This window comes from uncultured Campylobacter sp. (assembly GCF_938018035.1).
Classification (GTDB): domain Bacteria; phylum Campylobacterota; class Campylobacteria; order Campylobacterales; family Campylobacteraceae; genus Campylobacter_B.
In genome coordinates, this window is sequence record NZ_CALIJF010000130.1 from 1 (window position 1) to 8912 (window position 8912).

General features: G+C 48.3%; 12 protein-coding genes. 5 read left to right on the forward strand and 7 right to left on the reverse strand.

Translation table 11 applies throughout. From position 1 onward, the window contains the following. From Q0257_RS03930 to Q0257_RS03945, 4 genes are all read left to right on the forward strand, one after another. Positions 1–473 (forward strand): hypothetical protein (locus Q0257_RS03930; protein ID WP_298021803.1); only part of this gene is annotated, 473 nt, incomplete at its 5' end. Between the two features lie 144 nt (positions 474–617). Beyond that, positions 618–932, forward strand: coding sequence for a hypothetical protein (locus Q0257_RS03935; RefSeq protein WP_298021805.1), 315 nt, complete (start codon positions 618–620; stop codon positions 930–932). A gap of 41 nt (positions 933–973) precedes the next feature. Further along, a complete protein-coding gene (tmk, locus tag Q0257_RS03940) occupies positions 974–1600 on the forward strand; it encodes a dTMP kinase (RefSeq protein ID WP_298021808.1) in 627 nt (208 codons plus the stop codon). 343 nt (positions 1601–1943) lie between these two features. Continuing rightward, positions 1944–2531: a hypothetical protein gene (locus tag Q0257_RS03945; RefSeq protein ID WP_298021811.1), complete on the forward strand. Its 588-nt coding sequence runs from the start codon at positions 1944–1946 to the stop codon at positions 2529–2531. A 273-nt stretch (positions 2532–2804) separates the two neighbouring features. Here Q0257_RS03945 and Q0257_RS03950 read toward each other — a convergent pair whose 3' ends face one another. Next, a complete protein-coding gene (locus tag Q0257_RS03950; RefSeq protein WP_298021814.1) occupies positions 2805–3518 on the reverse strand; it encodes a hypothetical protein in 714 nt (237 codons plus the stop codon). Between the two features lie 49 nt (positions 3519–3567). Here Q0257_RS03950 and Q0257_RS03955 point away from each other — a divergent pair, with 49 nt between their 5' ends. Beyond that, on the forward strand, positions 3568–3780 hold the full coding sequence (locus Q0257_RS03955; protein WP_298021816.1) for a hypothetical protein: 213 nt from the start codon (positions 3568–3570) through the stop codon (positions 3778–3780). A gap of 471 nt (positions 3781–4251) precedes the next feature. On the opposite strand, the gene ychF is transcribed toward Q0257_RS03955, so the two are convergent. The 6 genes from ychF to Q0257_RS03985 all read right to left on the reverse strand — a co-directional run. Next, positions 4252–5355: a redox-regulated ATPase YchF gene (gene ychF, locus Q0257_RS03960; protein ID WP_298021819.1), complete on the reverse strand. Its 1104-nt coding sequence runs from the start codon at positions 5353–5355 to the stop codon at positions 4252–4254. After that, the gene (locus Q0257_RS03965; protein WP_298021822.1) at positions 5356–6816 is read right to left on the reverse strand and encodes a leucyl aminopeptidase; all 1461 of its coding nucleotides are present in this window, start codon (positions 6814–6816) and stop codon (positions 5356–5358) included. Beyond that, entirely contained in the window at positions 6791–7408 is a 618-nt protein-coding gene (locus Q0257_RS03970) for a DedA family protein (RefSeq protein ID WP_177388946.1), read from the reverse strand. The genes Q0257_RS03965 and Q0257_RS03970 overlap by 26 nt, the downstream gene beginning before the upstream one ends. A 2-nt stretch (positions 7409–7410) precedes the next feature. Then, positions 7411–7959 carry an adenine phosphoribosyltransferase gene (locus tag Q0257_RS03975; protein ID WP_291937052.1) on the reverse strand — a complete coding sequence of 183 codons (549 nt, stop codon included), beginning with the start codon at positions 7957–7959 and terminating at the stop codon, positions 7411–7413. Next, on the reverse strand, positions 7956–8198 hold the full coding sequence (locus Q0257_RS03980; RefSeq protein WP_177388948.1) for a hypothetical protein: 243 nt from the start codon (positions 8196–8198) through the stop codon (positions 7956–7958). Before Q0257_RS03980 ends, Q0257_RS03975 begins: the two co-directional genes overlap by 4 nt. Continuing rightward, on the reverse strand, positions 8195–8912 hold a 718-nt coding region (locus Q0257_RS03985), incomplete at its 5' end, for a hypothetical protein (protein ID WP_298021824.1). The genes Q0257_RS03985 and Q0257_RS03980, both read right to left, overlap by 4 nt.

The window sequence follows — 8912 nt, forward strand, 5'->3', positions numbered from 1 at the left end:
TCGCCGCGCAAAGGCTGCTGCCCGCGATTAAAGAGACGATCAAAAAGCACGCGCCAGGCTGCAAGCTCTACTGCATAAATTTAGCCTACGACGACACAGGCTCGCTGCCGCCTCAGATCGGATTTGGCTCGCAAGAGCAGCGTGCGCAGTGGCTTGCGCAGGGCGATGACGATAACTGGATCGTTTGGAACGTCGCCGATTATGAGTTTCAGGCTGAGTTGGACGAGGACGACGAGACGGCAAATCTTTTTGATCTTTTCAATCAAGAAACGCGACTAAACGGCAGATACTCACAAGCCAAAAAGCTTATTTTGGAGTGCGCAAAGCAGCTCAAGGCGGATATCGGCGAGCTTGAGCTCGACGTGAGCGAGGATTTTGCGCTCGTAGCGAGCGATTATGATCTTAGCGATCTGCGGAAAAATTTCAAAGCGATAAATCCAGAGCTTGTAAGCACGTATAAGGGCAAAATTTAAAATTTTATCGTCGCGATTTTGTCACTGCACGCAGCACTCGCCCGCCCCAATGCGCCCCACTCTGCATAACGCCACACTGCTCCGCCAAAAGCACCATCCCTACTCCGTATAACGCTATCCGCTTCGCAAAGGACATATCCTACTATGTATATAATGGCACCCTACCTCGCCCGACGTGCCATTCTATCCGCACGACGCGCCGTCTTTATCGACTGGGGCCCTGCTCCGCTCTGTACGCGCTCTTTAAGCGCAAATTTACTCGCTCGCTGTTTATGCGGCTCGTCCCGTCCGAGCGCCAAATTTAACCGCGAGCTGCGCCGCAAAAATCAAGAACCGAGCAACAAAGCGCCCGATAAAATTTTACGCCGAAAGATCAAAATCGGCCCGGATAAGCTCGCGCAAAAGCCCGATTTGGAGGCGAAATTTTACGCTCAGCTGCTTAAAAAAGCCGCTATTTAGCTATAAATTTGTAAAATAGCGCTCAAATTTAAAGGCGAAAAATGTATGTAATATTCGAAGGTATCGACGGCGTGGGCAAAAGCACGCAGATAGCGCGGCTGGCGGCGACTTTCCCGCAGGCGATCGTGACCAAGGAGCCCGGCGGCACGAAGCTCGGTGAGGCGGTGCGAAGCCTCGTTTTGGGCGAGGATTTTAAGTGGCGGCGCGGCAGCGTAAATCTGCGCGAGGCCTGCGGCGAAATTTCAAAGCGCGCCGAGCTGCTTTTATTCCTCGCAGACCGCGCCGAGCACTACGAGCGCGTGATAAAGGGCGGCGCGGACAGGCTCGTGCTAAGCGATCGCGGCTTCATCTCGGGGCTTGCCTATGCGCTGGCAAACGACGACAACGCGGATCTTAACGAGCTTATCGCGCTTAATAAATTTGCGCTTGGGGGCAAATTCGCAGATAAAATCGTGCTGTTTTCGGCGGACGAACAGCTCGTCAAAAAACGGCTTAAAACGCGCGCTAGCAGCGATATAATCGAGGCTCGCGGGCTGAGATACCTAATGCGCGTGCAAGATCTTATGGCGCAGGCATGCGCGGCGTGCGGCGTTGAGACCCTGCAAATCGACGCCGCACAATCCGAAGAAGCGATCTGCGATCAGATAAAAAATTTCATACTTTCTTAAAATTTTAAGGCGTGGAATTTTGCCGCGGGAAAGAACTTTTGAGCTCTGCCGTGAAATTTTAGCTGTGAAATTCCGCCCATAAAATTTCATCTTCGAATTTCGTAATAGAATTTTGCAGGCGTGGTTCTAGGTAAAATTTCATGGGCGGAATTTTGTTTTATAATTCAGTCGTAAAATTTCAATACGAAATTCTGTCTTAAAATTCCGCCGCAGACCAAAAAGCGCAAAATTTCATAAGCGAAATCCCGCGCGGAATTTTAATTCGCGGATTCGCAGGCGGAATTTTAATTCGCGGATTCGCAGGCGGAATTCCGCTTAAGCTCTTTAGATTGAAAGGATAGCGATGAAGACGTTAAAGTTCGTTTTACGTAAGGTTTTTAAATTTATATTTCTGTTTTGGGTGGTCATAAGCTCGCTTTTCGGCACATATATGATCGCTGATAAATTTTTCGGCCGCACCGTCGTAGCCTGGACGCTCATCCGTGATTTTAGCAGCGCTTCGCTGGATCTGAAGGATTTTAGCATCAGCGCCCGCTTAAGAGCTACCACTATCGGCGGACGATCATGGCGCGACGAGCGCGAGCCGAAGCCCGACTTCTCGGACGACAACTCCACCGGCGCTCCGTATGAACTAAGTATAAAATTTGACCACGTGAGCGCGCCCGGGATCGTGCTGAAAAACATCAAGCTCGAGCAGGTGCAAAGCGGACGCGTCGTGTTTGAAAAGGATGAGCTAGAGGTGCCGATAGAGATGGGCTATAGCGGTTACGAAAGCGGCGGATTGGAGATACCTGATCTCGATTCTACGCATGTCAAACACAGACTGAGCGCCGAAATATGCGTGCCTGACGGCACTTGCACAAACTTCGTGCATTATTTCTTGCCGTACAGACATGTAGAGGGCACGGCGGCTCTGCGGGGTATTTTTTAGCCGCGAAAGATTCGGCGTGAAATTTTAAAACATAAAATCTGCGGCGGCATGAGTTAATTTGGCTGAATAAACGAATAGATTATCAATGCCCGTAACGTGATAGTATGCTTTATTCGCGTGGCGGAATTTTGCCGCTTACCGTATTTGTGGAAAACAAAATTTCAAAATTTCGGGGCACATAAAATTTATAGTGCAGCGCTAAATTCTAATATGTAAAATTTGAGACGGTGGAATGATAAAAATTCCGCGCTGTGTATTTATGCGGTGGAGGCACTACTTTTTACGACGTTTGCACCATGATGAGAGTTTTTGCATGTAGGTAGAGCAAACCAGATACGAACACATGAATGCGAGCACTAAACAAGAAAAGAAATAATCCCCAAAGCCCAAAATATCGCAAATATAAAGCAATACCGCAAACGCGATGATAAAAACGGCAGTAAAAAGCATAAGGAATATAGCAAAGTAGGTGCACGTCAAAAATATCCGTGTCAAACGAGGCGCGCGCCTTTCAATAGCGCGGACGATCGCATAAACGTATGCCAGAATTATCATCGCAACGAGCGCAAGCCCCGCACAAGTGTAGAAAAAATCGCCCATGTTTGGGAATGCGTCTTTTGCGAACGCAAAATAGATCGCATAAAATACCGTCGTAGCGAAAAAGATCAGACCGAATGTAATCAAAATGTCCCAAGCTAAAGATAGTGCGCGCTTCGCGGCATCCAGCGCGCTCAACGCAAAATCGCGGGCATATTCCAAAGGCGTTCTGCGGCGCTCGACTTCCAAGGCGACGAGGCTGCCTAGATATCCTTGGTTGCAGTATTTTACGCGCACCAAATCGCCCTGCTTAAACGAGAATGACCTGCAACGCATACGAAAGCGAATGCCGCCTATCTCAAAAAGCACGAGCGTCTCGATCTCCTGCCTAAGGACGCGGACGTGCAAGTTTTCTATCCTGCCTTCGATACAGGGCTGCTTATTTCGCATAATCCTCCAAAATTAAGTTTAAATTTCGCGCCGCTTACTAGGCGCTTGTTTGCTCGGCGATAGAAAAACCCGCTCATCTTGCTTGCAAGGCTCTGCGGCGCGACGGAATTCTACGCGACAAAATTCCGCGGCTCCTAATTTCGTGCAGCAAGATGGACTAATCGCGAGCTTGATTTTAAAATTTTCGCTAAATTCCGCCGCGCTTATCGGCGGCAAATTTAATACGGTTGGCTTTACGAGCGCGGTTCACACCGCGCACTAAACAAACATGTTCAAATTTAAGATCATAAAATTTAAAAAATCACCGGATATGAAATTTATAAGCCGTAAATTTAAATATAGAACTCAAATACTATCGCGCGCAGATACGAGCTATTGCGATTTTTAGTTAAAATTTTCCCTTTAAATTTACGCGCAGTTTTCGCCGCGTATAAATTTTGGCGCGATTTTGGAAGTATTTCTTATACGTATTTTACCGGGCAGTTTTAAGCGCAAATCCTGCGCGAGGCGACTTCGCTTGCGTAAAATTTCAACGCAAGTCAAGCCGACTAAATTTCGCCGTGAAATTTAACGAAGCTTTGGCGCACAAGTTTCGTTTTGTTCTAGCGATACAAATTTCAGCCAAAAGCCACTACGCGCAAAATCAAAATTTTATTAAACCCGCATTTGAGCCGAAATTTTACAAAATTTTAAAGCTAGCGCAGACCGAATTTCAACGCACCTAAAAAAGAATTTAAACATTAAATCTAAAATGCATCACGTCGCCGTCTTGCACGACGTAGTCCTTGCCCTCAAGGCGCATTTTGCCCGCTTCTTTCGCCCTGCTCTCGCCGCCGCACGCGATAAAATCATCAAATCCGATCACCTCGGCTCTGATAAATCCGCGCTCAAAGTCGTTGTGGATCACGCTCGCGGCCTTCGGAGCCTTCCAGCCCTTCGTGATCGTCCACGCGCGCACCTCCATCTCGCCGGCGGTAAAGTAGCTGATGAGGCTGAGCTTAGCAAAGGAGCGCTTGATGATAAGCTCCAGCCCGCTTTGCTGCGCGCCCAGGCTTTGCAGCATCTCGTGCGTCTCCTCGTCGCTTAGCCCTATGAGCTCCTCTTCGATCTTGGCGCAGAGCTTGATCACCTCGGCGCCGCGGGCGTTTGCGTATTCTCTTACGCGCGCGACATATTCGTTATCCTGCGCGATGCCGTCTTCGTCCACATTTGCGCCGTAGATTACATCTTTGGCGCTAAGCAAGCGCAGCTCGCGATTTAAAGCAATGTAGCTTTCGTCCTCTTTGAGCGCAAAATTTGAAGCGGGCTTGCCGCCATTTAGATGCGCCAAAAGCTCGTTTGCCACGGCTAGCGCCTCTTTAGCGCCCTTTTGATTTGCTTTGGCTTCCTTGCCGAGGCGCTCGATCTTGCGGCCAAGCTGCTCGATGTCCGCTAAAATAAGCTCGGTTTCGATGATCTCGATATCGCGGATAGGATCGACGCAGCCTTCGACGTGGGTTATGTCGCCGCTTTCGAAGCAGCGCACGATATGAAGGATGATCTCGCACTCGCGGATATTTGAAAGGAATTTATTCCCTAGCCCCTCGCCCTTGCTAGCTCCGCGCACCAGGCCCGCAATATCTACAAACTCGATGGTCGAATGCACGATGCGACCCGGCTTAACGATCTGTGCTAGCTTACCGAGCCTGGCATCGGGCACGGGCACGACCGCTTTATTAGGCTCGATCGTGCAGAACGGATAGTTTTGCGCCTGTGCGTTTTGCGCGCCGCTAAGTGCGTTAAAGGTGGTGGATTTACCGACGTTCGGAAGCCCTACGATCCCTACTGAAAGCCCCATCTACGCGTCCTTCAGCTCTTTGGCTAGAGCCTGCAAGAAATATAAGTTTGCTCTCACGCCCGCGCCAGTCGCGCCCGCGGCGTAATAGCCCCACGCCTTTTCGAGATACGCAGGCCCTGCGATGTCTAGGTGCAGCCACTTGTCTTTATACTCGTCTTTTATAAATTTATCCAAAAATAATCCCGCGGTTATCGCGCCGCCGTACCTGCTAGAAGCACAGTTGGAGACGTCTGCGATACTGCTTTTGATTAGCTCGCGTAGATAATCGTTAAATTCCAAAATGCTAAATAGCTCGCCGCTTGATCCGCTAAGATCTTTAAATTTACGCTTTAGCTCCTCGCTATTTCCCATGATGCCGCTCGTGTATTCGCCAAGCCCCACAACGCAAGCGCCGGTAAGCGTAGCCATATCGATTAGCAGACCTGGCTCAAGATCCTGCGCGTAGCTTAGGCAGTCGGCAAGCACGAGCCGCCCTTCTGCGTCGGTGTTTCGCACCTCGATACTCACGCCGCTGCGGCTAAGTAGCACGTCGTCGGGTTTATACGAATCGCCGCCGATCATATTTTCGGTGGCGCCGATAACCGCGTGTATCTCAAACGGCAGCTCGAGCTCGGCAGCGCCCTTGATGATACCCATCGCGGCGAGTGCGCCGCTTTTGTCGCTTTTCATCGTAAGCATATAATCGCTCGGCTTCAGACTTAGCCCGCCGCTGTCGTAAGTAAGCCCTTTGCCGACGAAAACGACGCGCTTTAGGCAGCGCTGCGGCTTATAGATCAGATGGATGAGGCGAGGCGGATGAGCGCTGGAGCGGTTGACCGCCAAAAACGCATTCATATTCTGCTCGCGCAAAAAGTCCTCGTCGTAAATTTTAACGCTCACGTCGTCGTAGTTCGAGGCTAAAATTTCAGCCTCGCTCGCCATCTTTTCGGGCGTGTAAATTTCAGGGATCTCATTGACGCCGTCGCGCGCGAAATTTGCGGCGTTTGCCATCACGGTACCCTGCTGCACGCCGTAGTTCATCTTTTGTACATCGGGACTACTGCCGCCGTACTCCTGCGTAGAGATTAAAATTTCATTCAAGCTAAAGCTTTTTTTATCGCTTTTGTATTTATTAAACTCGTAGCCGCCCAAAAGCACGCCCTCGACCATCGCCATCGTGCTTCTGCGGTCGCAGCCGCATTTATAAAAGGCGATTTTAAAATTTTTGATCGCGTAGCCCTTAAGCGCGTTGTATGCGCTCGCAAGTGCTGTGCGGACGCGGTCATATTCTAGCGCCTTGACGCCGACATACAGCCGCCCGCTCTCGGCAAGAAGCAGATTGCCCTCACCTTTGTAATTAAAAAGCGCAAACTTATCCGCGTCTTTAATAAATTCGTGATTTAAATTTTTATCTACGACCAAAATAACTTCAAAATCCGCCTCTATCTCGTTAATTTTACGATCTAGCAGTTTTACTTTCATCTCGTTCCTTTCGTGAGTTCATAAAGTGATTTTCCATACGTTTAAATAACCTAAAAAATAGATATAAAATTCCGCCTATGATAGGTATCGCAAAATACCAGTGTTGCTCGATTAGCCGCAGCCCGCTCCAGATCTCCTCGCCAAAATACCACGCCAAAACCATCGTCGCACCCGACCAGCACCAAGCGCTAAAAAGATTGATAATCGCAAATTTCTTTGCGCTGTAGCGAGTGATGCCGATACTCATCGGGATGATGACGCGGAAGCCATACATATAGCGCTGCATTAAAATTATCGGCCAGCCGTAGCGTTGCAAAAGCAGGTGCGCGATCGCAAATTTTCGGCGCTGCGCCGCGAGCTTTTTACTGATATATTTTTTGTTGTAGCGACCGATATAAAAATAAAACTGATCGCCGCAAAATGCCCCAAGGCCCGCGACAAAGATACCTAGCGGCAAATTTATGTGTCCCTCGTGCGCCATGATACCGCCTAAAATCAGCGCGATTTCGCCTTCTAAAATACACCAAACAAAAAGCACGATATAGGCGTATTGGTGGTATTCTTGCAGTAAATTTTTAAGTAGCTCTTCCAAAATCACGCCTCTAAAACGCAATAAACGTTTGTGCGACGCGAAAACTCGCCTAGATCGTTTAACTCGCGCAAATTTAATAAAAAGCACGCCTCGACGCACTTAGCCTGCGTCTGCGCGATGAGATCTAATGCCGCGCGCGCCGTGCCTCCGGTGGCGATAAGATCGTCAATTAGCAGCACCTTGGCATCCTGCACGCCGGAGAATGCATCCACATGCATCTCGACCTGATCGAAGCCGTATTCAAGGCTGTATTTTTGCGAAATCGTAATATAAGGAAGCTTCTTTGGCTTTCTAATTGGCACAAAAGCGACCCTCAACCTCGCAGCAAGTGCCGCTGCAAAAATAAATCCGCGACTTTCTATGCCTACTATGTAATCAAGTCCGTAATCGGCGTAGCGCTCGGCTAGATGATCAAGCAGGAAATTAAACGCCTCGCGATCGCCTACGAGCGTCGTGATATCGTAAAACAAAATACCGGGCTTTGGGAAGTCGCGCACGGTGCGGATCGAGCGAAATAAATAGCTTTTTTGCTCGCTGCTTAGGCTTTTCATAGCTTACCTCTTTTCAATCTTGCGTTTTGGATTTTTAAGCTGCAGTTTTCGCTCTCCTCGTTTTGCAGAGCCTCAATGCCGAAGCGAAGGGCAGTTTTAAGCTTTTCGTTATCGCTTTTAAGCTTTGAAATTCTTTCTTCGCTCTTGCGGAGCAAAGCATAAATTTTAGAATTTTTTCGGATCGATAGAATAAGTAGCGCTGCAAAAAATAGCGCTAAAACGCCTAATGCTACGCTCATTGCTCGCCTCCTTCATTTGTATTTACAAAGTGCATAGTAGCGGAGGTTGCGCTAAAATAGGCAGAATTTATGCTCCTAAAATACGCACTAGAAAGATTTGCTTCCTTTAAATTTACGCTCGTAATAGCAAAATTCGCATCTGTTAAACCCGTACTAGTACAATTCTCGCTTTTTGGCTTAACGCTCATGCAAACGGAATTTGTAGCCTTGAAATTCATAATTGTTGGGTTCAAACTGACAAAATCTTTACGGCTAGCTTTTTGAGCGAAATTTTTCTCGCAAACGCTCTCGCGCGTAAAATTCAACGTAAAATTTGTGCTAGTGGAATTTTTACCCAATGGATTTTTCCCATCAAAGATTATCTTTGTGTGCGTAGAATTTAAATCTATATGACGTGCACCGCAAAAGCCTATCAAGGAATTCTCGCTGGTAAAGAAGGAATTTTTATCGTTAGAGCTCCGCACAAAATTTGATGCAGAATTTGTGCCAATGGGATTTTTGCAAGAAAGGGTTTTGCCACTGAAGCTTAATTTGGAATTCCGCCCATTTAAATTAGCGCCGCAGCTTTGTTCCGTAAAATTTCGAGCGAAAATCTGAATGGAATTTTCCTCGTCAAATCCAAGCATGCAATTCGCACTACCGCAAGCGCCTAGCTTTGTGACGCGCTTAATGTGCCTACCGCCCGCAAAATCGGTGCTAAAAAACGCCCTAATC